This window comes from Exiguobacterium sp. SH0S7 (assembly GCF_004337195.1).
Classification (GTDB): Bacteria; Bacillota; Bacilli; order Exiguobacteriales; family Exiguobacteriaceae; genus Exiguobacterium; species Exiguobacterium aurantiacum_A.
In genome coordinates, this window is the sequence record NZ_SJVA01000006.1 from 1 (window position 1) to 21,891 (window position 21,891).

At 53.7% G+C, this 21,891-nt stretch carries 20 protein-coding genes and 2 riboswitches; of the genes, 17 read left to right on the forward strand and 3 right to left on the reverse strand.

Translation table 11 applies throughout. The annotated features are described in order from the left end of the window. The first annotated feature begins 301 nt into the window (after positions 1-301). The 3 genes from nagA (at position 302) to EVJ22_RS10310 (ending at position 3,471) form a co-directional block, all read left to right on the forward strand. A complete protein-coding gene (nagA, locus tag EVJ22_RS10300; RefSeq protein ID WP_131443880.1) occupies positions 302-1,450 on the forward strand; it encodes an N-acetylglucosamine-6-phosphate deacetylase in 1,149 nt (382 codons plus the stop codon). Then, positions 1,447-2,211, forward strand: a complete 765-nt coding sequence (nagB, locus tag EVJ22_RS10305) for a glucosamine-6-phosphate deaminase (RefSeq protein WP_131443881.1) — start codon at positions 1,447-1,449, stop codon at positions 2,209-2,211. The genes nagA and nagB overlap by 4 nt, the downstream gene beginning before the upstream one ends. 156 nt (positions 2,212-2,367) lie before the next feature. Further along, complete coding sequence (locus tag EVJ22_RS10310) at positions 2,368-3,471, forward strand: LCP family protein (protein WP_131443882.1); 1,104 nt, start codon at positions 2,368-2,370, stop codon at positions 3,469-3,471. Positions 3,472-3,506: 35 nt separating this feature from the next. On the opposite strand, the gene EVJ22_RS10315 is transcribed toward EVJ22_RS10310, so the two are convergent. Further along, complete coding sequence (locus EVJ22_RS10315; RefSeq protein WP_071399075.1) at positions 3,507-4,235, reverse strand: GntR family transcriptional regulator; 729 nt, start codon at positions 4,233-4,235, stop codon at positions 3,507-3,509. A 95-nt stretch (positions 4,236-4,330) separates the two neighbouring features. Here EVJ22_RS10315 and EVJ22_RS10320 point away from each other — a divergent pair, with 95 nt between their 5' ends. The 11 genes from EVJ22_RS10320 (at position 4,331) to EVJ22_RS10370 (ending at position 14,819) form a co-directional block, all read left to right on the forward strand. Next, entirely contained in the window at positions 4,331-5,491 is a 1,161-nt protein-coding gene (locus EVJ22_RS10320) for an alanyl-tRNA editing protein (protein WP_071399076.1), read from the forward strand. Beyond that, on the forward strand, positions 5,485-5,913 hold the full coding sequence (locus tag EVJ22_RS10325; RefSeq protein ID WP_071399077.1) for a GNAT family N-acetyltransferase: 429 nt from the start codon (positions 5,485-5,487) through the stop codon (positions 5,911-5,913). Before EVJ22_RS10320 ends, EVJ22_RS10325 begins: the two co-directional genes overlap by 7 nt. 77 nt (positions 5,914-5,990) lie before the next feature. Beyond that, a riboswitch (Lysine riboswitch) is annotated at positions 5,991-6,171 on the forward strand. 114 nt (positions 6,172-6,285) lie between these two features. Further along, positions 6,286-7,485 (forward strand): aspartate kinase, encoded by a 1,200-nt coding sequence (locus EVJ22_RS10330; protein WP_070328972.1) that lies wholly within the window; start codon positions 6,286-6,288, stop codon positions 7,483-7,485. Positions 7,486-7,497: 12 nt separating this feature from the next. Continuing rightward, positions 7,498-8,493 (forward strand): aspartate-semialdehyde dehydrogenase, encoded by a 996-nt coding sequence (locus EVJ22_RS10335; protein WP_131443883.1) that lies wholly within the window; start codon positions 7,498-7,500, stop codon positions 8,491-8,493. Positions 8,494-8,505: 12 nt separating this feature from the next. Next, entirely contained in the window at positions 8,506-9,387 is an 882-nt protein-coding gene (gene dapA, locus EVJ22_RS10340; RefSeq protein WP_131443884.1) for a 4-hydroxy-tetrahydrodipicolinate synthase, read from the forward strand. Continuing rightward, positions 9,384-10,133: a 4-hydroxy-tetrahydrodipicolinate reductase gene (gene dapB, locus EVJ22_RS10345; protein WP_071399079.1), complete on the forward strand. Its 750-nt coding sequence runs from the start codon at positions 9,384-9,386 to the stop codon at positions 10,131-10,133. The genes dapA and dapB overlap by 4 nt, the downstream gene beginning before the upstream one ends. Next, a complete protein-coding gene (gene dapD / locus EVJ22_RS10350; protein ID WP_071399080.1) occupies positions 10,111-10,818 on the forward strand; it encodes a 2,3,4,5-tetrahydropyridine-2,6-dicarboxylate N-acetyltransferase in 708 nt (235 codons plus the stop codon). Before dapB ends, dapD begins: the two co-directional genes overlap by 23 nt. A gap of 46 nt (positions 10,819-10,864) precedes the next feature. Beyond that, a complete protein-coding gene (locus EVJ22_RS10355; RefSeq protein ID WP_071399081.1) occupies positions 10,865-11,791 on the forward strand; it encodes a branched-chain amino acid transaminase in 927 nt (308 codons plus the stop codon). A 13-nt stretch (positions 11,792-11,804) separates the two neighbouring features. Next, positions 11,805-12,893 carry an alanine racemase gene (gene alr / locus EVJ22_RS10360; protein WP_131443885.1) on the forward strand — a complete coding sequence of 363 codons (1,089 nt, stop codon included), beginning with the start codon at positions 11,805-11,807 and terminating at the stop codon, positions 12,891-12,893. Next, complete coding sequence (lysA, locus tag EVJ22_RS10365; protein WP_071399083.1) at positions 12,863-14,155, forward strand: diaminopimelate decarboxylase; 1,293 nt, start codon at positions 12,863-12,865, stop codon at positions 14,153-14,155. Before alr ends, lysA begins: the two co-directional genes overlap by 31 nt. A 115-nt stretch (positions 14,156-14,270) precedes the next feature. Then, the gene (locus EVJ22_RS10370) at positions 14,271-14,819 is read left to right on the forward strand and encodes a nitroreductase family protein (protein ID WP_131443886.1); all 549 of its coding nucleotides are present in this window, start codon (positions 14,271-14,273) and stop codon (positions 14,817-14,819) included. 428 nt (positions 14,820-15,247) lie between these two features. On the opposite strand, the gene EVJ22_RS10380 is transcribed toward EVJ22_RS10370, so the two are convergent. Then, entirely contained in the window at positions 15,248-15,784 is a 537-nt protein-coding gene (locus tag EVJ22_RS10380) for a gamma carbonic anhydrase family protein (protein ID WP_131443887.1), read from the reverse strand. Positions 15,785-15,903: 119 nt separating this feature from the next. On the opposite strand from EVJ22_RS10380, the gene ade reads away from it, so the two are divergent. The 3 genes from ade to EVJ22_RS10395 all read left to right on the forward strand — a co-directional run bounded on the left by ade (position 15,904) and on the right by EVJ22_RS10395 (position 19,954). Next, positions 15,904-17,613 (forward strand): adenine deaminase, encoded by a 1,710-nt coding sequence (gene ade / locus EVJ22_RS10385; RefSeq protein WP_131443888.1) that lies wholly within the window; start codon positions 15,904-15,906, stop codon positions 17,611-17,613. A gap of 117 nt (positions 17,614-17,730) precedes the next feature. Further along, entirely contained in the window at positions 17,731-18,003 is a 273-nt protein-coding gene (locus EVJ22_RS10390) for a hypothetical protein (RefSeq protein WP_070328841.1), read from the forward strand. Between the two features lie 69 nt (positions 18,004-18,072). Beyond that, a riboswitch (Lysine riboswitch) is annotated at positions 18,073-18,248 on the forward strand. A gap of 113 nt (positions 18,249-18,361) precedes the next feature. Beyond that, positions 18,362-19,954 (forward strand): Na+/H+ antiporter NhaC family protein, encoded by a 1,593-nt coding sequence (locus EVJ22_RS10395; RefSeq protein ID WP_131443889.1) that lies wholly within the window; start codon positions 18,362-18,364, stop codon positions 19,952-19,954. Between the two features lie 110 nt (positions 19,955-20,064). Here the strand turns inward: EVJ22_RS10395 and EVJ22_RS10400 are convergent, their stop codons facing one another. Beyond that, on the reverse strand, positions 20,065-21,693 hold the full coding sequence (locus EVJ22_RS10400; protein WP_070328843.1) for a peptide ABC transporter substrate-binding protein: 1,629 nt from the start codon (positions 21,691-21,693) through the stop codon (positions 20,065-20,067). Positions 21,694-21,891 lie beyond the last annotated feature (198 nt).

The following is a 21,891-nucleotide window of genomic DNA, read 5'->3' on the forward strand; positions in this document are numbered from 1 at the left end:
TTACAACTGCGAACGCGGTCAGTGGAACCTAAAAAAGATGACCCCGGAACAATATCGGGGCCATCTAATCGCCGCATAGGACATACGGGCTTTTTATTAAACTGTCCATTTTACGGGGCTCAGTTCATCGCCCGGGTTTAGCCTTTTTTTTGTTTGAGTCGATGGGAAGTTGGGCAAATGACTGATGATTTGATGATTTGATGATTTGATGATTTTTTTAAAACGGATAAATTGGTCTATACAACTATACTGATTTTTGTTATGCTATTGTCGAGAATAGTAGTGAAAGGGTGAATGACTGATGATGGTGATTATCAACGCACACCTCGTTTCTGGACAGGAGACGTGGGAACGCGGTTACGTTCGGATAAATGGGAAAACGATTGAAGCGGTCGGGGCGATGGCTGACTATGAGGCTGGAGATGAGACAGTGCTCGATGTCGCAGGAAAACTCGTGACACCTGGCATGATTGATGTACATGTCCACGGAGGTTATGACGTCGACACGATGGATGCGGACCGAGACCGGTTACGATTCCTCAGTCAATCGATGCTCGCCGAAGGAGTGACCTCGTTTTTTGCGACGACGATCACGCAGTCACCGGAAGAAATCACCAAGGCGCTCGAGTCTGTCCGTGACGTCATCGAGTCAAACGAGACGACGGTTGCCGGTATCCATCTAGAAGGACCGTTCGTCAACGTCGAGAACGCGGGGGCTCAACCCGCAGAATATATTATCGATCCTGACGCCGAACAGTTTCGCATCTGGCAAGACGAGGCGGGCGGTCACATCCGACTCGTCACGTATGCACCGGAACGTCCGGGCGCACGAGAGCTTGAGCGAGTAATGATTGAATCGGGTGCCATCGGCTCAGCCGGTCATACGAATGCGACGTTTGCCGAGAACAAAGCGGCTGGCGTGAAGCACGGCACACATTTATACAATCAAATGCGCGGGCTGCACCACCGTGAACCGGGGACGGTCGGTTACTGCCTGTTAGAACGGGACGTCACGGTTGAAATTATTCCGGACGGGATTCACAGCCGCCCCGAGATGGTCGATTTCGCGTATCGCTTGAAAGGCGCGGACGGTCTCATCGTCATCACGGATGCGATGCGGGCGAAAGGTCTTCCGGACGGGCGTTACGAGCTCGGAGGACAACCGGTCATCGTCGAGGATGGCGCGGCGCGGCTTGAAGCCGGTAACTTGGCTGGAAGTGTGTTGACGATGGACGCGGCGTTCCGCAACATCATCGCCTTCACCGGGTGCACGATTCAAGAAGCCGTGAAGATGACGTCCGCGAACCAAGCCGCGGAGTTTGGCATGAGTAAAAAAGGCTCAATCGCAGCCGGGTTTGACGCTGATCTCGTCATCTGGGACGAGTCATTGACGGTCGAGCAGACAATTCACCAAGGACGCATCGGATTTGAGAAGGAGGACGTGAAATGAACATATTAGTAGCGAAGACACCAGCGGACGCTGAACAGATTGCCTACACGCTCATTAAAGAGCGCTTGGCCGGGAAACGGGAGTTCGTGCTCGGGCTTGCGACGGGGAGCACGCCGGTCGGGATGTACAAGATGTTCAAGCAGGACCAGCTCGATTGCCGCCATGTGACGAGCGTCAATTTGGACGAATATATCGGGCTCGCTCCGAGTCATCCTCAAAGCTATAATCATTTCATGGAAGAACGTCTGTTCAACGATGTTCCGTTCAAAGAAAGCCACCTACCGCGTGGTGACGCAAAAGACCCTGATGCTGAAGCGGAGCGGTATGAACAGCTCGTCCGATCGATCGGTGTCGATCTTCAACTGCTCGGGATCGGTGAAAACGGGCATATCGCGTTCAACGAACCTGGGACGGCGCTCGATGCGAAGACGCACGTTACAGCGCTCACCGAGTCGACGCGGGAGGCGAATCGCCGTTTCTTCGATGCAAACGAAGAAGTTCCGACGCACGCGATCACGATGGGACTCGATACGATCATGAACGCGCGCGAGATCGTTCTCGTCGCAACGGGAGACCGAAAAGCGAACGCGGTCCATCACATGATCGAGAGTGTGCCGTCTGTCGATTGGCCCGCGACGATTTTACAGGCGCATCCGAGTGTCACAATCGTACTTGATACCGAGGCGGCCTCACAATGCGCGCAAGCCTTACAGGCACGCGGAAGCGAAGCAGCCGCACGGTTCTTCTCGATCCGCTCATAACCGTTCAACCTGGGGACGCATGTCCCCAGGTTTTTTTGGTTGCGATTGTGGGAAAATGTATGGAAATGAGTTTGTCATCAAAACGTTTTCGACAAAACTCGAGGATTCCTCTATAATAAGTGAAGCTCGTATCATTCGACCGTGAAGGAGAAAAACATGAACTCAAGAACTCAGGCGCGTAGACGGCGTAAAGGTCCGTCTGCGTTTTATAAAGTGTTCAGCTCGCTGATCCTCATTGCCGTCATCGTCGGCTCTAGCATGTATGGGGCGGCTTTTTATAAAGCGCACAACATGTTGTCCGGCACACAAGTGACGCTCGAGGACGACCCGACGATCGAACCGACCCGGTTTGATAAAGAGGACACCGAAAGTTTCCTCGTGCTCGGCACCGATCTCTCCCCACAAAAGAAAGCGCGAGGGGAGTTCGGTCGCTCTGACGTCATGATTGTCGTCATTTTGAACAAGAAAGACAAGCAGACGACGATGCTCAGCATTCCGCGAGACTCGTACGTCAATATCGATTATACGGGATTCAATATCCCTTACGGTAAGACCGGTCTCGATCAAGACAAAATCACGCACGCCTACTATTTCGGATCGATGGACGAGTCGAATCCGAACAACGGCATGCGCATGTCGACGAATACAGTCGAAGACCTAGTCGGTGTTGAAATCGACCACGTCGTGTCGCTCAACTTCCAAGGCTTCGTCGACTTCATCGATGCCGTCGGCGGCGTCGAAATCGACGTTCCGTTCTCGTCTGAACAGAAGAGTTATGACGCATCACGCGAAACCGTCCAAGTCGAAGCCGGTCTTCAGCAGCTGTCGGGCGAAGAAGCACTCGCTTATGTCCGAAACCGCTATGACGACCCGCGCGGGGACATCGGGCGCGGCCAACGTCAAATGGAAGTCATCAACGCTGTGCTCGAGCAGTCGCTCGGCACGTCATTGATCAACAACTATGACAAAGTGCTCAAAGCGGTCGGCGACAACATGCAGACGACGCTCGGACCGAACGACTATATGCGTTTGATCGAAGACGTCGGCGCCCTGAACAACACGGTTCAATATCAATTGACCGGAGAAGGTGCGCGTGGCAATGACGGCCACTTCTATTACTTCTTGAACGAGCCGTTGCTCGACGAGGTCCGGTACCGTGTGCAACAAGCGGATTCCGGCAACGAGGTCGAAGCGATGACGGAGACGGAGCTCGAGTCTTATATGCTCGACCCGTCCGGCATCACATACGAAGCCCAATAAAAAATGGTTTGCCCTCAGCGGGGCAAACCATTTTTTTAGGTGCGTTCCATCGCGACAGTGAACGAATACGCATCGCCGCGGAACAAAGATCGACTGTATTCGAACATGTCGCCGTTCTCGAGATACGTCCGTTGGTCGATCAATAGGACGGGCGCGTTCGGGGAGATGGTCAACAGCTTCGCTTCAACAGGTCCGGCGCTTCGGGCTTCGAGCGTCTGTGTCGCATTTTTTAAACGCAGTCCGGACTGTTCGGCGTACTCATAAATCGAGCCGACGGCATCCGCCTCGGTCAGTTCGGGCAACAAGGCGACCGGGATATAGGCGGTCTCTAAAGCGAGCACGTCCTCGTCGGCGAGTCGGAGACGCTTCATCTCATAGACCGGCGTACTGGCTGCGACATTCAATTTCTGCGCGATTTTATTCGATGCCGGAATCGTGTCGAATGACAATAGACGGCTGAACGGACGCATGCCCCGGTGTTTGATTTCTTCTGAAAAACTCGTCAAACCGGACAGCGCCATCGTGATCTTTTTACTGGCGACGAACGTACCACGTCCTTTTTGACGGCTCAAATAACCGGCGTTGACGAGGTTTGTGATCGCCTGGCGCACCGTCATCCGGCTGACGTTATACCGCTCCGAGTATTCCCGTTCAGACGGGATCGATTCGCCGGGTTGGAGCTCGCCAGCATCTATTTGTTGCTTTAAATAAGCTTCGATTTGATAATAAATAGGTAGCGGGGACTTTTTATCAATCTGTAACATACATATCGCTCCTGACCTAAGGGTAAGTGTTACTTATTATAGACCAAATCAGACTAGTTGTCTGAACATATCATGCAGAAAAGGTGGCGACCAATATGAACTCATGGCAATTTGAAACGACGGTGACAGCGCAGCGGGAAGATGAGCGGGGCACGTGGATCGCACTTGCAGAAACACATTTTTACGCGGAAGGTGGTGGACAACCGGCCGATACAGGGACGATTGGCGGACAAGCCGTTTTAGATGTGCAACGTGACGACTCGACCGTGTGGCACCTCGTCAACGAGCCAATCGACGAAGCAACGGTAGTGATCGGTCAAATCGACGCGGCGACACGTCACGACCACTCGATCCAACATACGGCGCAACACGTGCTGACGGCCTTGCTTGAAGACCGATACGGTATCGAGACGCTCAGTTTTGGGATCAGTGCTGACGATTCATCGATCGAGATCGCGGCCGAATCATTCGATTGGGAGTTAATCGAAACGTTAGAACGTGACGTCCAGCAAATCATCTTCGACAACCGACCGATTCACATTTTTGAATTACAGGATGGCGAAGTCGAGCATGACCGGTTACGTAAAGCGACGGATCGCACCGGCACGATTCGGATCGTCGAAATCGATGGACTCGATTATAACGCTTGCGGAGGGACGCATGTGTCGACGACCGGCCAGCTCGGGATCATTAAAGTGACCTCGATGAAAAAAGTGCGGGGGAACGTTCGTTTGACGTATGTCGCAGGGATGCGGGCACTAACGGTCATCCAATCTTCGCGCACCGCGCTACGGGCGATCCATCAAACGTTGTCGACGACGAACGAGACGGTCGCGGCCCGTGTCGCCGAAGAGCGGACGGCGCGACTCGAACGTGAAAAAGAAGTGAAGGTGCTCGAGGCCCGGGTCGCCAAGGCAAAAGTCGCAGCATTCTTACAAGAGGACAATTACGTCATCACGCACGTCGGCAAGACCGAGGCGGAGACGCTCACGACGATGATCGTCGAACGGATCGCGGCGACCGGACGGATTGCCGTCGGTGCCAATCATACCGGACAAAAACTGTTGCTCATGCATGACGGGACGCATGACATCGCCATCGGCAAGTTTTTAAAACGGACGTTAGACGACCTTGGCATCGGTCGGGGCGGTGGCAGTCATAAACAAGCCCAAGCCCGCTTCGAATCGATCGTCGACCTAGAACGGGCCACGGCAGAAGTCGTCAAACGGTTACAGGAAGGAGTGGTGTCATGTTGACGATTGAACACGGCAACGACACGTCGCTCATCGAACGAGCCCGCTCCGTACGGGAGGTTGTCTTTATCGGCGAGCAAGGGATTGACCCGGCGCTCGAATATGACGACCTCGATCCAGTCTGTATCCATTTTGTCGGGATGATAGACGGGGAGCCCGTGACGACGGCACGGCTGCGACCGATCGGAGACGGTGTCGGCAAAGTCGAACGCGTCGCCACGCTCGCATCGGCGAGAGGGAACGGATATGCGAAAAAGCTGATGCTCGAAATCGAGGATGTGGCGCGCGAGAGCGGGCTGCATGAGTTGAAGCTCGGCGCTCAACTGACGGCGCTCCCGTTCTATGAACGGCTCGACTATACGACGTTCGGTGACGAGTTTTTAGACGCCGATATCCCGCATCGGATGATGAAGAAGTCGTGGTGATTATTTTTAGAAAGTTTCTTTTTTTCTAAAAAAAGGTTGGCAAGCCGGGAAGCATTTGTTATAACTAAAACTAACAACTGACAGATAGAGGTTGCGAATGACATGAGTAAGCTTGATTGAAACGGACGCATTCCGGATCGAGCCGAAAGGGGAAATTCGCCGAAGTCAACGTTCGCATGCGTACGAACGAAGGCTGGGGTAGTCGTGAACAACGCCTACACTGCCATGGATGAAATGCCATGGAGCGCTATCTACGGAACGATTTTTTTATCGTTTTTCAACTGCGCGTACAAGCGGCAGACCGTAGGGAGAGTGCTTCCTACCGGTCTGCCGCTTTTTCTGTTGGTCGACATCATGAAAGTGGGGAACCTGATGACAACCGTACTAAAATTTGGAGGAAGTTCTGTTGCCACAATCGAACAGATTCAGGCAATTTCTGAATATTTACAGACACGAGTCGTCGCTGGCGAGAAACTCGTCGTCGTCGTCTCCGCGATGGGGAAAACGACCGATTCGCTCCTGTCACTCGCAAAACAAATTACAGAGCGTCCGATGATTCGTGAGCTCGACCGCTTGCTCGCCGTCGGAGAAGAACAGACAATCAGTCTACTCAGCATCGCCTTGAACTCACGAGGCGTCGCCGCCATCTCGCTCACGGGGCAACAGGCCGGGATCGACACGATGGGCATTCACACGAAAAGTAAAATCAAAGCGATCCGGAAAGAAGTGTTGGAAGAAAGGCTTAGAACGAATGACGTCGTCATCGTTGCCGGCTTCCAAGGCGTCAACGAGTTCGGGGATGTGACGACGCTCGGACGCGGTGGTTCGGATACTACAGCCGTCGCACTTGCCGCCGTCCTCAGTAAACGTTGTGAGATTTATACGGACGTCGCCGGTGTCTATACGGCCGACCCGCGTATCCATAAAACGGCACGGCGTCTAGATACCGTCTCGTATGACGAGATGATGGAAATGAGCGCGCTCGGATCGAAAGTGATGGAAATGCGTAGCGTCGAGCTGGCCAAAAAATATGATGTGAACATTTTTGTAGGGAAGACGCTATCGAGCGAAGGAGGAACATGGATCATGGATATGACACAGGCGATGGAACAAAAAGCGGTGACGAGCGTGAGCGTCGTGAAAAACGTGCTCAGCGTCTCGATCAAACATATTCCGCATTCAGTGGCAGGGGTTGCCGATATTTTCGAGAAGTTGTCACAGCGTCACGTCAATATCGACATGATCAGTCAGACAGCGTTCGACGGTGAAGTGTTCCTGTCGTTCACTTGTCCACTTGACGAGGAGGCGTTCCTCGAAGAAGCGCTCGCCGAACTGACGGAGGCGTTCCCGCAAATTAAAATCGACCGTCATACCGAACATGCGAAAATCTCGGTCGTCGGCATCGGCATGCGCGACGCGACCGGTGTCGCAGCCGGATTGTTCGCCACGTTCCGTGAGAGCGGAATCCCGTTCTACCAAGTCACAACTTCAGAGATCAGCATCTCTTACACGATTAACGATCAAGACGTTGAAGCGGCGGTCGCGGCCATCGCGGAGCGTTTCCATTTATAAGGGGGAGTTACCATGTATAACGTTGCCGTCATCGGTGCGACAGGCGCCGTCGGTCAAAAAATGATCGACGTGCTCACAGAATATGAGTTTCCAATCAATGAACTATTACTTTACGCGTCAGCCCGCTCGGCTGGGAAAACAGTCGAAGTGAACGGTCGCGACATCGTCATCCGTGAACTGTCGGACGCGATTTACGCAGACGCGATCGACATCGCCTTGTTCTCGGCCGGTGGTAGCATCAGTGAACAGTATGCACCGCGTTTGAGTGAACAAGGGGTCATCGTCATCGATAACTCGAGCGCGTTCCGGATGCAAGCAGGAATCCCGCTCGTCGTACCAGAAGTGAACCGAGTCGAACTGGGCCCGGACAAGATGCTCATCGCCAATCCGAACTGCTCGACGATCCAATCGGTCGTCGCCCTCGCACCGCTCGCAGAAGTGTACGGATTGACACGCGTCGCCTATACGTCTTATCAAGCCGTCTCCGGTTCGGGACAAAAAGGCATCGAAGACCTCGAACGGGGCGCCCGCGGTGAAGAGCCGCAAAACTACCCGTATCCGATCTACGATAACGTGCTTCCGCATATCGATGTCTTCCTCGAGAACGGCTACACGAAAGAAGAACAGAAAATGATCGACGAGACACGCAAAATTTTGAACGCACCAGAATTAGGTGTGACGGCGACGTGTGTCCGCGTCCCGGTCCGCAACAGCCACGCCGTCTCGATCACGGTCACGCTCGATCGTGAAGCGACGCTCGCGGAAGTGAAGGCGGTCCTCAGTGACGCGCCAGGCGTCGTCCTCATGGACAACCCGAGCGAACTCATCTACCCGACGCCGCTCGATGCGAACGGGACGGACGAAGTGTACGTCGGTCGCGTCCGTCGCGACGAGTCGCAACCGAACACGTTCCATCTTTGGTGTGTCGCCGATAACGTTCGCAAAGGGGCGGCGGCGAACGCCGTTCAAATCGCCCAGTGCATGATCGGGCAAGTCGCTACGAAATAAGGGGGAGATCATATGTTCACAGGAGTCGCTACAGCGCTCGCTACACCGTTCCAAACGGACGGTCAGTTAAATCTCACAGCGTGGGAAGCATTGATTGAAGATCAAATCAAAGAAGGCGTCAACGGTCTTGTCGTCGGGGGGACGACAGGCGAAGGGATGACGATCACGGACGAAGAGTTCGAGACGCTCCTCACAAAGGCGATCGAAGTCGCCGCCGGTCGTGCCGTCATCATCGCCGGGACCGGATCGAACAATACGGCGTTAAGTATCACGAAGACGAAACGGGCGGCAGAACTTGGTGCCGAGATGGCGATGGTCGTCACGCCTTACTATAATAAGTCGACCCAAGCGGGGCTGATCGCCCACTTCACGGCGATCGCTGACGCGTCACCGATTCCACTCATGCTCTACAACGTCCCGTCACGGACAGGCGTCGCCCTCGATCCGGCAACGGTCGGTGAACTCGCCGAACACCCACAGATCGCGGCGTTGAAAGAAGCGAGCGGGGACATCTCGGTGATGGCGCAGATGATGGCCCACTTGCCGGAAGGTTTCCCGGTCTACTGTGGAAACGACGACCAAATCCTGCCGTACATGGCATGGGGCGCCCAAGGTGTCGTCTCGGTGCTCTCGAACGTGTATCCGGGAGCGACGGTCGCGCTCGCCGAAGCGCTTCTCGCCGGAGATTTAGAGACGGCCCGCACATGGCAGATCCGCTTGCTTCCGGTCATCGATGAACTGTTCGCCGAAGTGAACCCGATCCCGGTCAAGGCGGCGTTGAACGCCCGCGGCTTCGAATTTGGCTCGCCGCGCCTCCCGCTCGTTCCGATGAGCGCGACGGCCGAGGCACGTCTGTTGTCGGCGATGGAGCAGTTTAATGAGGTGAGACAGTGAACTTGTTAATTCACGGATACGGCGCGATGGGGCAGATCGTTGAAGAAGTCGCGCTCGCTCAAAACTTGAACGTCGCGGCCATCGTCTCACCGGCGGGCGGGGATCATCCCGTTTCACTGAAAGAAGTTGACGCCGCGATCGACGTCGTCATCGACTTCTCGAACCCGGCGCTGCTAGATGACGTGCTCGCGTTCGGGAAAGACAAGCAAATCCCGCTCGTCATCGCGACGACGGGCTTCTCGGAAGCGGAACTCGTGAAGATCGAGGAAGCGTCGAAACAGATCCCGATCTTCCAGTCGTATAACACGTCTTACGGGATTGCACTGTTGAAGCAGTTGCTTGACCAGCTCGTGCCGCTCACGCTCGGTTATGATATCGAAGTGATCGAAGCGCATCACCGTAAAAAAGTCGACGCGCCGAGCGGGACGGCTGAACTGCTCGCCCGTGCCATCGAGGCGAAGCGGGACGTGACGCCGGTGTACGAACGTGCGTCACGCCGTGAGGCGAGAGGTGCCGACGAACTCGGCATGCACTCGGTCCGCGGCGGTACGATCTTCGGTGAGCATACGGTGCTCTTCGCCGGAGACGATGAAATGCTTGAATTAAAACATACGGCCCTGTCGAAACGCGTCTTCGCGAACGGGGCACTCGCCGCGGCGGCGACGATTCTCGACCGCCCGGCCGGATTATACAATTTAACGAACCTATACGAGGAGGCCACTCATGTTACTCACAAACGCTTATGAAATCGCGCAATACATTAAAGATGCCAAGAAAGAAACACCAGTCAAATTGTACGTCAACGGTCAGTTGGCAGGTCTAACAATCGAAGAGGCAAAAGCATTCGGAACGGACGAGTCGAAATTATTCCTCACGACGGCTGAACGTGCGGCCACTTTCCTTGAAGTGAACGCTTCAGTCATCACCGATTCGCACCTCGAGTTCGACCGCCGCAACAGCGCCGTGCCGATGCTCGACACGACGAAGTTGAACGCCCGTATCGAACCAGGTTCGTTCATCCGTGACCACGTTCAAATCGGCAACAACGTCGTCGTCATGATGGGTGCGGTCATCAACATCGGCGCCGTCATCGGTGACGGGTCGATGGTCGACATGAACGCCGTCATCGGCGCTCGCGGCACACTCGGTAAAAACGTCCATCTTGGCGCTGGCGCAGTCGTCGCTGGTGTCCTCGAGCCACCTTCAAAAGACCCGGTCATCATTGAAGACGGGGTCATGATCGGTGCAAACGCGGTCATCTTAGAAGGTGTCCGTGTCGGCGAGAATGCAGTCGTCGCAGCAGGCAGTGTCGTCACAGTCGACGTCCCGGCAGGAAGTGTCGTCGCCGGCACGCCAGCCCGCGTCATCAAGCAAAAAGATGAAAAAACAGCAGAAAAAACACAACTAGTGGATGACTTACGCTCCCTGTAACGTATAATAGACAGAAAATATCAAAAGTGAATGGGAGAGTTGAACAATGGAACAGTATGGACAATGGATGTGGAAAGACGGGGCTTGGATCGAGCCGAGTGACGCGAACACGAGTATCATGACGCACGCGATCCACTACGGTAGCGGGTTCTTCGAAGGAATTCGGGCGTATCACACAGAGGAAGGTCCAGCCATCTTCCGACTCCGTGAACACTTGGAGCGACTCGTTCGTTCGTGTGCTTACTATCACGTCGAACTACCGTACACGGTCGACGAGCTCGAACAAGCGACGATCGAATTGATCGAACGCAACGGCTTTGAAGCGTGTTACATCCGTCCATTTGTTTTCCTCGGCACACCTTGGCAGGCACTCATGCCGACACAGGAAACGAAAGTACACGTTGCCATCTCATGCTGGCCGCTCGGCGAATATTTCAGCAAGACGGTCGGTATCCGGGCGAAAGTCGCGTCATACCGCCGCGTCTCGTCGACGATGATGCCGATGCAAGCGAAAGCGGCAGCTAACTATATGAACTCGCAACTCCTTAAAGGAGAAGCGGTCCGAGACGGGTATGACGAAGCGATTGCCCTCGACATGAACGGAAACGTCAGCGAGGCGAGCGTCGCCAACATCTTCCTCGTCAAAGGCAATAAAATTTTCACACCGTCACTCGACTGTTCCGTCCTCGACGGCATCACGCGTCAAACGGTCATCGATCTCGCCCGCGAAGAAGGGTTCGAGGTCATTGAGCGCCATATCGGACGTGACGAATTGTATGTAGCAGATGAGATCTTCTTGACGGGTACAGCAGCTGAAGTGACGAGTGTCATCGAAGTCGACAATATCTCGATCGGCGGCGGGGTTCAGACGGTCGCAACGACTATGCTCGCCCGTTACCGCGAGACCGTGACGGGACTGATCCCGGCACATCGCGATTGGATTACGTTCGTCAAAGAAGCAGTCAAAGAATAAGGGAGCAATGTGTATGGGAGTCACAATTGACTTAAACGCGATTCGCGAGAACAAACGTCGGATCGAGGCACTCGGCCGACCGGTGTTTGCCGTCGTGAAAAACAACGCCTATAACTTAGGGATGGAGCCAGTTGTGACGACACTGTATGCAGAGGGGGTGCGTCACTTCATGGTGACGACGCTCGACGAGGGGAGCGAGGTCCGGGTGCATGCGCCCGAGGCGAACGTCCTCGTCATGAACCCCGTTTACGAGTGGTCGGCCGTGCATCGCGACGGTTTAGACGTCGCCATCGGTTCGTACGATTGGCTCGTCTCACAACGCCATGAGCTCGACGGCGTCCGTCTTCATTTGAAGCTCGACGTCGGCATGAACCGGTTCGGTGCGAAGACGTTCGAAGAAGCGCTCGCCATCTTAGCGTTCTGCCAAGATGAAAAGCTCAATCTCGTCGGTTTATGCACACACTTTCCGCTCGCCGACGCCGATAACGCCGAAATCGAGCACAGTGTCCATGTCGAACGGTTTGCCGACTGGTCGACGCGTCTGATCGAACGACATTCGTTTGAAGTCGTGCACGCCGCCAACAGTGCGGCGACGCTTCAAGCCGATCCGCGCCTCGGTCATTGCACGCACGTCCGGGTCGGAATCTTTCTCTACGGCTACTCGTCGGTCGAAGCCGTCGATTGGCTCGTCCCGGCGTTTCATTGGGAGACGGAAGTCGTTGCCGTTCATGACATTGAAGCCGGGGCGCACGTCGGTTACGGGACGGGCTACACGGCACCGTCGAAAGAGCGGATCGCCGTGTTGTCAGTCGGGTATGGCGATGGCTTGATGCGGGCCCGCCGGCATTTGTCGGTCCATATTAATGGCCGGGCGTTCCCGTTCGTCAGCAATATTTTCATGAGCCACAGCTTCCTCCGCGTCGACGAGACGGTTCAAATCGGTGACCGGGTCGAGCTGTACGGTAATGAGACGAAGATCGATGACGTGACCCGGACCGGGCACGCCAACAACTCGGAACAACTATGCGCACGCTCATGGCGTGTCCCGCATCGCTTTGAAGGAGGCATTTTATGTACACAAGCAACCAATCCGTTTGCATGATCGAGGGCGTATCCGTCCAAGAACTTCAAGCGACGTACGGGACGCCGCTCTATATCATGAGCGAGCCAGAACTTGAAACTCGGCTCGGGCTCGTCCGGAGCGCATTTTTAGATAAGTATCCGAACACGTACGCGCTCTATGCGTCAAAGGCGATGTCGATCGCGGCCGTGTATGAGAAAGTCATGACGGCGGGCTTGAGCATCGACGTCGTTTCACGCGGTGAGATGTTCGTCGCGCTCCATGCCGGTGTCCCGGCTGACCGGATTCACGTTCACGGGTCAAATAAGACGGTGCAAGACATCTCGTTCGCACTCGAGAACGGCATCACCCATTTCACGATCGACAACATGCGCGAGATCGGTCTGCTCTCGGGTCTCGCCGTAAAGCATGATGTCGATGTCGACGTCTTGCTCCGCATCGTCCCGCAAGTCGTCGGAGGCGCCCATGAGGCGATCCAGACGGGTGGGGTCGATACGAAGTTTGGCTTCCCGACGCATGACGATACGTATCTTGAAGCGGTCCGGGAAACACTCGCGGCGGAACGTCTTCATCTGAAAGGGATCCATTGTCACGTCGGGTCACAGATTCAAGAACCGACGCTGTTCATCAATACGGTCAAGACGATGGTCAACTTTATCGAGACGATTCGTCGGGAGACCGGCTTCACTGCTGACGTGTTGAACATCGGTGGCGGCTTCGGCGTCGCCTATCTCGAGACGGACGATCCGCTCGACTTTGCCGCTACGATGACGCAAGTGATGGATACGCTCGTTTCAGAAGTGGAGCGATTCGGTCTACCGCTCCCAAAAATCGGCATCGAGCCGGGACGCTGGCTCGTCGCCAACGCTGGTGCGACGCTGTATGAAGTCGGGACTGTCAAAGACGTGAGCGGTGTCCGCACATACGTCTCGGTCGACGGCGGCATGACGGACAACATCCGTCCTGCCCTCTATGATGCCGAATATGACGTCATCGCGGCGACACGGATGGATGAAGCGAAGACGCTTGAAGCGAAGATTGTCGGTGCGTGCTGCGAGTCGGGAGACATCATCTCGAACCGTTCGCTCATCCCGCCGGTCGAAGCCGGGGATCTTCTCCTCGTCAAAGCGACAGGCGCTTATAACTTCTCGATGGCGAGCAACTATAACCAAATGCTCCGCCCGGCCGTTGTGTTCGTGAAAGACGGGGCGCATCGTCTCGTCGTCCGTAGACAGACACTCGAAGATTTGGTCGCCTGTGAAGTGATTGGACAATCGATTTAACTGATGAAACGGATTCCTAAGTCAGGGATCCGTTTTTTGGTGAAGTCGTTCCCCTTCAAATGAGAACCGTTTTCACTTATGATGAAAAAGACTACATCAGGGGAAGTGATTTCTAATGGAGAAGACAGTCGGACAACAGTTGATCGAATCGCGGCGGACGATTCGGATGTTTGTAGAGGAACCGCTTGATACGGCATTGCTGTATCAGTTGCTGACATCGGCCCACCAAGCGCCGTTTCATAACAAAGTCGAGCCGTGGAATCTTTATTTGTTCAATGGAGACGGGAAAAGCGTATTGTTAGACGCGCTCGAACCGGCGTTTCGAGACGGTCCTGAGGCAAAGCGAGAGAAGATTACCGGACGGATCCGCAACGCGGCGGCGTGCATATACGTGACGACGAAGCCGTTTGAGACGGAGAAAGGGCAAAAGGACGCGCTGCTCGCGACGGCGGCGTTCATCCAGAACTTCCATTTGCTCTGTGCCGAGCAAAACATCGGGCTCGTCTGGCGGACGGGCGGTATCTTCGAAGACGCTCGCCTGCAGGAGATGATCGGGGCGGACGGGGAGACGTTCGTCGGTCTGCTCCAACTCGGACGATTTGAAGACGTCCCGCCGACGAAGGCGCGGCAGTCGCTTGATACGTGTTTGACGATCTTCGAGTGAACATGAAAAAGCTCGAGCTCGGCGTGGCCGTACTCGAGCTAGATATATGAATAGGCTGAGACGTTTAAAAACGTCTCAGTTTATTTTTTGAGCTTGCCAGCAAGCCAGTTTTGAATGACATTCGTCGGAATCATGGTAATTATTTTCCCCCAGTTTGAGTTTCTTCTTCTATGTCATTATCCGATTGCATCCGTTCCCAAACCTCTCGATGTGTACCTTTTAGCGTATCATCGAACGAATCATCGATGTGAAGGCAATAGCTCGGGTTAATGGACGAGGCGTACAGGTCTAACATGAGTTGTGCATGGTTTGGATACATACAATTGGCCCCTTTCGACACGTCGGCTTGACTACATCCTCAGTATACAAGGGAAACATGAAGAAAAATCGGGGTAATCGTTAACAATTTATGAATATTGTAAACGCTTTCACAAACTTTGTGTCGGTGTTAGCGGTTCACACGTCGTCAAGTACTGCTCGGCCCGCTTCGCATACTTGTTGACGGTCCGTTCCATGATGAAGCGGTCTTCGTCATTGAGCGGACGGACGACTTTGGCCGGTACGCCCATGACCATGACACCTTCCGGAATTTGCATATTCGGCGTGACGAGGGCGCCGGCGGCAACGAACGAGCCTTTCCCGACTTTCGCACCGTCAAGCACGGTCGCATGCATCCCGATGAGACAGCCTTCCTCGATCTCACACCCGTGAATCATCGCCATGTGACCGATCGAGACGCGGTCATGGATGATTGTCGGTGATCCTTCGTATTGATGGATCATCGACCCGTCTTGAATATTGACGTAAGCACCAATCTGGATCGGGCCCTCGTCTCCACGGATGACGGTGTTGAACCAGACACCGGAATGGGCTCCGATCGTGACGTCACCGATGACGTGGGCGCCAGGCGCGACGAATACCGTCTCGTCGACTTGTGGGATCAGGTCTCCTAATTTGTATTGCATATGTGTAACCCCTTTCAATTAGATATGCTTTCATTGTCGCACAACTACAAAAAGAAATTGCGCCCGAAAGATTATTCTTGATAAGATAGGTAAAATACGTTGCAAAAGGAGACAGACAGATGGAAAAACAATATTTGATCGACATTGCCGCCAAGAAAAAGAAAGCGGCGGTCGTCTTTAAGGACGTAGCGGTCATCGACGTCTATAGCCGCGAGACGATTCGCACTGATGTCGCCATCGACTCAGGCTATATCGTCGCCATCGGGGAAGGTTACGAAGGGGAGACGGAATATCATGACCCGACTTGGACGCTCGCTCCGTCATTCATCGACTCACACGTTCACATCGAGTCGTCGATGGTGCCTCCGCATGAATTTGCGAAAGCGGTCCTGCCGCTTGGTGTGACGACGGTCATCGCCGACCCACATGAGATCGCGAACGTTAACGGTGCGCTTGGGATCGAGTATATGCTTGCCGATGCGAAAGGGTTGCCGCTCGACGTCCGGATGATGCTCCCGAGCTGCGTCCCGGCGACGCCGTTCGAACATGCGGGCGCCAAACTGTACGCCGAAGACCTTGCGCCATTTTTAGGAGACCCAGGGGTGCACGGTCTCGGGGAAGTGATGGATTATCCATCGGTCGAAGCCGGAAGCGAGGACATGCTCCAAAAAATCGCACAAACGGAACTCGCGGGAAAAGTCGTCGATGGTCACGCGTCAGGTCTCAATCCTGATCAGTTGAACGTGTACCGGACAGCTGGCATCATGACCGACCACGAATGTACGACGGCAGAAGAGGCGATTGAGCGGGTCCGTCGTGGCTTTTACGTCCAGATTCGCGAAGGTTCGGTCGCGCGAAACGTCGAAAAAGTGAGTCGGGCCATCACCGAAAGTAACGCCCACCGTTTCTTGTTCTGTACGGACGACAAGCACCTCGATGATCTCGTGGCAGAAGGTGGCATCGACTATAACATCCGCATGGCAATCCGTCAGGGCGTCAAGCCGGAGACGGCATACGCCATCGCCAGCCTTCATGCGGCCGAAGCATACGGCTTGAAAGACGTCGGTGCGATCGCGCCGGGCAAAAAAGCGAACTTTGTTATCTTGTCAGACGTCGAATCGGTTAACATCGAAACCGTCTACGTCGATGGTGAAGTAGTCGCTCGAGCGGGGAAAGCCACGTTCGAGGCTGAAGGGATTGAAGTGCCGAAGCCGATGAAAGGTGAGCTCAAACTCCCGGACCTGACAATTGACTCGTTCCGCCTGCCGATCAAGGAAGAAGCGGTCGACGTGATTCAAGTGTTGCCGAACAGCCTGTTGACGAAGCGTGTCCGCCACGTCTTCAATCCGGATGAATCGGGCGCTAATCTTAACGAGGACATCGTGACGCTCGCCGTCATCGAGCGGCATCACGGGACGGGCCATATGGCGCTCGCACCGGTGACGGGCTTCGGACTGAAACGTGGTGCGCTCGCAGCGACGGTCGCCCACGACAGCCATAACCTTGTCATCGCCGGTGTCAGCCCGGAAGACATGTTACTGGCTGCAGAGACGCTCGAGAAGGTCGGTGGCGGTGTCGTCGCCGTCTCGGAAGGGGAAGTGCTTGCCGTCTTGCCGCTCGAGATTGGGGGGCTCATGACGAGGCGTCCGTATCATGAAGTCGCAGACGTGCTCGAACAGCTGAACGACGCACTTGACGTCGTCGGGGCTCACCGTCACTTCAACCCGTATTTGACGATGTCGTTCCTGGCACTTCCCGTCATTCCCGACTTGAAATTGACGGACATGGGACTGTTTGATGTGACGACGTTCTCATTTATCGGAAATTGACTCGGTCTAACGTATGATTTTCGTAAAGACCAACCCGAAACGATTGAATGCATGCGCTTAAGTTGATATAGTTACAACAAGTTTCATCGGTACAAATTGAAAGGGGGGATATAACAGATGGAACAAGTTGCTTACAACCGGTCGTATGATGAACATGAGGATTTGATCAATTCTGTGTATCGTGCCTTCAAAGACCGATGTGAAGAATTGCCTAGCGAGACGCAGACGAAGCGACGGTTGCGCCGTCTTATTTTATTGACGATCAAAGATCATACGTCATCGCATGCCGAGCGGTTCGTGCTTTATCATTTCTTTAGTGATTTCTTTAAAGCCGTTGAGTCAAACGACCAAGCCGCGCTCGCTGTATTAAAACAAATCGTCCGTGACTAAAAAAACTATTGATATGTTACTGTAACCTATGATAATTTAGACGTAACTTTAAATGAATATTCGTGCTATCGATGAGGTAGAGGTGCGATGCTGATGAGTAAGTAGTCCGAGGATGACAACGGTGAAGACTACAGAAAGGCAGAATCGCCGAAGTGTAAAGTCATGTCTCTGACTTTATGCTGGGCTGACGGGAAATACCCGTCAGACTGCCATACATATATTACGTATGGAGCGCTCCAAGTCGGCTAAGAAAGACGGAACATCCAGCGAGGGTGTCGGCTTTGTTGCCGATGCCCTCGCTTTGCGTTTTTTTAAGCATTGGGGGGCCTCATCTCAAACAGAAGAGGAGGAAATCAGCATGGTAGATTACTCAACATCGGTACTTTCGTTAGTGCCGGCACTACTCGCCATCATTATGGCGATCACAACAAGGAAAGTCATTCCGTCACTCGGTATCGGGATCATCGCAGGGGTCTTGCTCCTCCATAGTTTCAATCCGCTTGAATCGATTCAGTACTTATGGTCGAACGTCATCGCCTTGTTCTGGGCAGATGGGGCCATAAACGAATGGAACGTGCTCTTGATCGCGTTCTTGCTCTTGCTTGGTATTTTATCGTCGATCATTCAAACGTCGGGTGGTGCTCGCGCGTTCGGTGAATGGGCGGCTTCTAACGTTAAAACGGCGCGAGGCGCACGCCTCGTCTCGTTCGGTCTTGGAATCTTGATTTTCATCGACGACTATTTCAACAGTCTCGCTGTCGGGAACATTAGCCGGCCGCTGACGGACCGGAAGAAAGTATCGCGCGCTAAACTCGCGTATACGATTGACTCGACGGCAGCGCCAGTCTGTGTCATCAGCCCGCTTTCGAGCTGGGGTGCCTACATCATCGCCATCATTGCTGGTATTTTAACGAAGTACTCAATCGACAGCTACTCGTCGTTCTCGGCGTTCATTCAAATCATCCCGATGAACTTTTATGCCATCTTCGCACTCATGTTGACAGGGTACGTCGCTTTCACAGGGCTTGCCATCGGACCGATGCGGACGCACGAGCTACGTGCGCTTAAAGGCGAGCTCTACGACGTGTCGAAAGGTGCACCGATGGGGATGAGTGAAGACATTAAAGAACATGATGGTGGAAAAGTCCGCGACTTGATCGTCCCGATCATCGTCTTGATCATCGCGACCGTCGCGGCCATGCTTTACACGGGTGGTCAAGCACTCGCTGCCGACGGTCAAAGCTTCTCGCTGCTCGGTGCGTTTGAATCGACGGACGTGACGCGTTCACTCGTTGCCGGTGCGGTCATCAGTTTGATCGTGGCGTTCTTGCTCCTGATTGGTCGCAACATTCCAGCTGTGGATTACGGCCATGCAGCGTGGGCCGGTATCCGGGCCATGTGGCCAGCCGTGCTCATCTTGCTGTTCGCTTGGACGATCATCGCCGTCATCGGGGATATGAGAACTGGTGATTACTTGGCAAGCTTTGTCACAGATACGATCGCGGCGTCTTACTTGCCGCTCATCTTGTTCGCGATCGCCGGTCTCATGGCGTTCTCGACAGGTACGAGCTGGGGGACGTTCGGTCTCATGCTACCAATCGGTGCTGATTTGATCATGGCGGTCGACCCAGAGCTGTTGCTCCCGACGCTTGCCGCTGTGCTCGCAGGTGCCGTGTTCGGTGACCACTGTTCACCGATCTCGGACACGACGATCCTCAGTTCGACGGGTGCCGGGTCGCACCATATCGACCACGTGTTGACACAACTCCCGTACGCGTTGATCGCGGCAGGAGTGTCGGCGGTCGGTTACTTGGTGCTCGGAATCACAAGCTCGATGTGGATTGGCTTCTTCGCGGCGTTCGCGACGTTCGTCGTCGCTCTCGTGATTGCTCAAATCATCTCGAAGCGCGGCCAAGTGCCGGCAGAGATGCGGGCCGAGCGTGAAGCGTAAACAGCTCGTCTAACAATCCGAAAAGATGTGTGTCACGAATCGTGTGACACACATCTTTTTTGTATGGAATGTAAAAACAAATCCTGCCGCTATGCGACAGGATTTGTTTTTTAGTTAACGTCCAACCACTTGAAGCTAGCGTCAGCTCCGAACGGATGGCGGTACATGTTTTGAATGTTTGAGCGCTCGAGGTAAGCTTCACCTTTTTGGTAGATCGGTGCGATCGCGAAGTCGTCTTCGAGTAGGATGCGTTCAGCTTCTTGCATCGTCTCCCAACGCTTCATTTGATCAGCTTCTTTCTTCGCGCTTTGGATCAACTGATCGTACTCATCGTTCGAGTACGCCATCCGGTTGAACGGACCGTCTGTGATCCACATGTCGAGGTACGTCATTGGATCCTGATAGTCAGGGCCCCAGCCGGCAGCAGAGATATCATAGTCGCCTGCACCTTCAAGCTCGAGGAAGTTTTTGAACGGCTGTTGTTTGATGTTAAGTGTGAGTCCAGGCAAGTTCTTCTCGAGTTCACCTTTGATGTACTCGTTGACTTTCTTGAACGCTTCTTCATCACGTGAGAGGAACTCGAGTTCGATCGTCTCGACGCCGAGCTCGGCAAGTCCTTTATCCCAGGCAGCTTTCGCTTCGTCGACGTTGTAGCTTTGAAGATCAGGATACTTCTCGCGGAAGTCAGCTCCGTCTTCCGTGAACGTAAAGTCTTTAGCGACGATGAAGTTGGCCGGCTGTGAACCGTCTGTCAAGATGACGTCAGTCACGCCTTGCTTGTCGAAACCTTTCGCCAACGCTTCACGAATATTCACGTTTTGGAGTGCTTCATTCTTTTGGTTGAAACGAAGGAAGTTGATCCGTGCGTCAGCACGTGTTTTAAACTCTTCTGCTTCTTGGAATTGTGGAACGAATTCAGAAGATAAGAGTGTATAGTCGACTTCACCTGACTCGAACAAGTTGACGCCGGTCGCGACTTCTTTGACGACTTTGACGTTGATCGTGTCCATCTTGACGTTTTCAGCATCCCAGTAATCCGGGTTCTTTTTATAAACCCAACCTTCGTTGTCTTGCCAGCTATCAAGTACGTAAGGGCCGTTGTAGAGCGTTTTATCGACGGCCGTCGCGAACGACTCGCCTTGTTCTTCGACGAACTCTTGTTTTTGCGGCATGTACGTCGGGAATCCTGTCAACCCGAGGAAGTATGGAGCCGGTGCTTCCAATTGAACTTCAAGCGTCTTCTCATCGACTGCTTTCGCACCGAGTGAATCGAGTTCAGCTTCGCCGCCGAGGATTTTGTTGGCGTTCTTCAAGTCTTGAAGGATGTATGCGTACTCGGCACCCGTTTCAGGGTTGAGGGCACGTTTCCAAGAGTAGACGAAGTCTTCAGCCGTTACTGGTGAGCCGTCTGACCAGTTGGCGTCACGTAATTTAAATGTGTATGTAAGACCGTCTTCCGAAATCTCGACGTCCTCAGCAATACCTGGTACTGGTTGGTTGTTTTCATCAAGACGATACAGTCCCTCGAAGACGTTATTCGTCACGATGATTGATGTCGAGTCGGTCGTGAGTGTCGGATCAAGCTGTGGCAAATCAGTTGCCGAAACGAGCGTGACTTCTTTTTTCGCGTCACTTGATGACGATCCATCCGACGAATCTGTTGCCTCTTCTCCACCGCCACACGCTGCTGTAGCAAGCAAAGCGACACCCGATAAAGCTAACCATTTTTTATTCCGCATTGTCTTACCTCCCGAAAATTCTGATTGTTTCGAATATATTGCAATTAAACTACAAACAGAATGAATGCGCAATAAAATTTTTTAAATTATCCGAAAATATAAACATTACTGAAACAACTATCTAAACGTTCCTTTATTCAGTAGAATGAGAAAATCATCGGATGTTTATACACTATGTGTGTATAGTTATTCGATAAA

Excerpts from the sequence above, each read along its gene's own strand:
- nagA (WP_131443880.1), top strand. The coding sequence starts at position 302 with ATGATGGTGATTATCAACGCACACCTCGTTTCTGGACAGGAGACGTGG.
- nagB (WP_131443881.1), top strand. The coding sequence starts at position 1,447 with ATGAACATATTAGTAGCGAAGACACCAGCGGACGCTGAACAGATTGCC.
- EVJ22_RS10310 (WP_131443882.1), top strand. The coding sequence starts at position 2,368 with ATGAACTCAAGAACTCAGGCGCGTAGACGGCGTAAAGGTCCGTCTGCG.
- EVJ22_RS10315 (WP_071399075.1), bottom strand. The coding sequence starts at position 4,235 with ATGTTACAGATTGATAAAAAGTCCCCGCTACCTATTTATTATCAAATC.
- EVJ22_RS10320 (WP_071399076.1), top strand. The coding sequence starts at position 4,331 with ATGAACTCATGGCAATTTGAAACGACGGTGACAGCGCAGCGGGAAGAT.
- EVJ22_RS10325 (WP_071399077.1), top strand. The coding sequence starts at position 5,485 with ATGTTGACGATTGAACACGGCAACGACACGTCGCTCATCGAACGAGCC.
- EVJ22_RS10330 (WP_070328972.1), top strand. The coding sequence starts at position 6,286 with ATGACAACCGTACTAAAATTTGGAGGAAGTTCTGTTGCCACAATCGAA.
- EVJ22_RS10335 (WP_131443883.1), top strand. The coding sequence starts at position 7,498 with ATGTATAACGTTGCCGTCATCGGTGCGACAGGCGCCGTCGGTCAAAAA.
- dapA (WP_131443884.1), top strand. The coding sequence starts at position 8,506 with ATGTTCACAGGAGTCGCTACAGCGCTCGCTACACCGTTCCAAACGGAC.
- dapD (WP_071399080.1), top strand. The coding sequence starts at position 10,111 with ATGTTACTCACAAACGCTTATGAAATCGCGCAATACATTAAAGATGCC.
- EVJ22_RS10355 (WP_071399081.1), top strand. The coding sequence starts at position 10,865 with ATGGAACAGTATGGACAATGGATGTGGAAAGACGGGGCTTGGATCGAG.
- alr (WP_131443885.1), top strand. The coding sequence starts at position 11,805 with ATGGGAGTCACAATTGACTTAAACGCGATTCGCGAGAACAAACGTCGG.
- lysA (WP_071399083.1), top strand. The coding sequence starts at position 12,863 with ATGTACACAAGCAACCAATCCGTTTGCATGATCGAGGGCGTATCCGTC.
- EVJ22_RS10370 (WP_131443886.1), top strand. The coding sequence starts at position 14,271 with ATGGAGAAGACAGTCGGACAACAGTTGATCGAATCGCGGCGGACGATT.
- EVJ22_RS10380 (WP_131443887.1), bottom strand. The coding sequence starts at position 15,784 with ATGCAATACAAATTAGGAGACCTGATCCCACAAGTCGACGAGACGGTA.
- ade (WP_131443888.1), top strand. The coding sequence starts at position 15,904 with ATGGAAAAACAATATTTGATCGACATTGCCGCCAAGAAAAAGAAAGCG.
- EVJ22_RS10390 (WP_070328841.1), top strand. The coding sequence starts at position 17,731 with ATGGAACAAGTTGCTTACAACCGGTCGTATGATGAACATGAGGATTTG.
- EVJ22_RS10395 (WP_131443889.1), top strand. The coding sequence starts at position 18,362 with ATGGTAGATTACTCAACATCGGTACTTTCGTTAGTGCCGGCACTACTC.
- EVJ22_RS10400 (WP_070328843.1), bottom strand. The coding sequence starts at position 21,693 with ATGCGGAATAAAAAATGGTTAGCTTTATCGGGTGTCGCTTTGCTTGCT.